The organism is Caviibacter abscessus (assembly GCF_001517835.1).
In the GTDB taxonomy this organism is placed as follows: Bacteria; Fusobacteriota; Fusobacteriia; order Fusobacteriales; family Leptotrichiaceae; genus Caviibacter; species Caviibacter abscessus.
In genome coordinates this window covers 1-1260 of sequence record NZ_LOQG01000004.1, presented here as the reverse complement: position 1 = coordinate 1260, position 1260 = coordinate 1, and the positions used below count along the sequence as shown (strand labels likewise).

The 1260-nt window shown below is 29.4% G+C and carries 2 protein-coding genes; both read left to right on the top strand.

Features of this window, described 5'->3' with window-relative positions:
- Nucleotides 1-610: ABC transporter ATP-binding protein (locus AWT63_RS01990; RefSeq protein ID WP_156414487.1), on the top strand; the 610-nt coding region annotated here is incomplete at its 5' end.
- The coding region (locus tag AWT63_RS01985) for an ATP-binding cassette domain-containing protein (RefSeq protein WP_068268005.1) at nucleotides 610-1260 on the top strand (651 nt) is incomplete at its 3' end. The genes AWT63_RS01990 and AWT63_RS01985, both read left to right, overlap by 1 nt.

The window sequence follows — 1260 nt, the reverse complement described above, 5'->3', positions numbered from 1 at the left end:
AAAGCAAAAAGTGCTTGAACTGGTTAAACAAGTTGGTATACCTAATCCAGAAAGAGTTATAAGAAGATTTCCGCACGAATTATCAGGAGGAATGCGTCAAAGAGTAATAATTGCAATTGCACTTTCATGTAAACCTGACATATTAATTTGTGATGAACCTACAACAGCACTTGACGTTACAATACAAGCACAAATACTTGATTTAATAAGACAATTAAAAGATGAAATAAAAGCAGGAATAATATTAATAACACATGATTTAGGTGTGGTATCTGAAATGGCAGATAGAGTTGCAGTAATGTATGCTGGAGAAATAGTTGAAATTGCTTCTGTAAATGAACTATTCTTAAATCCTAAACATCCATATACAAGATCTCTTCTTAGCTCAATACCACAATTAGATAAAGAAACAGAACATTTACATGTAATACATGGAACAGTTCCTTCATTAATAAATTTACCTAGAACTGGTTGTAGATTTTCAACAAGAATACCTTGGATAAATGAAAAAGAGCACGAAGAAAATCCTAAATTACATGAGATTTCACAAGACCATTATGTAAGATGTACTTGTTATAAAAATTTTCACTTTGAAGGGGGCAATGAATAATGGCATTTTTAGAAATTAATAATTTAAAAGTTCATTACCCAATTAGAGGTGGATTTTTCAATACAATTATAGACCATGTTTATGCAGTAGACGGAATTGATATGAAAATTGAAACTGGAAAAACTTATGGTTTAGTTGGAGAATCAGGTTCAGGAAAGTCAACAATAGGAAAAGCTATTATAGGTCTTGAAAAAATAACTTCAGGTGCAATTATATACGAAGGTAAAAAAATTGATTTAAATAATATTAAAAGAAGATCAGAATATAGAAAAGAAATACAAATGATATTTCAAGATTCAGCTTCATCATTAAACCCTAGAAAAAGAGTTTTAGATATAATAGCTGAACCACTTAGAAATTTTGAAAATTTAACTGTTGAAGAAGAAAGAAAAAGAGTAATAGAATTACTTTCAATAGTTGGAATGACAGAGGAAAATATTTATAAGTATCCTCATGAATTTTCAGGTGGACAAAGACAAAGAATAGGTGTTGCAAGATCAGTTGCAACAAAACCTAAATTAATAATAGCTGATGAACCGGTATCTGCACTAGATTTATCAGTTCAAGCTCAAGTATTAAATTATATGAAAGATATACAAAAACAGTTTGGGCTAAGTTATATTTTTATTTCACATGATTTAGGTGTAGTA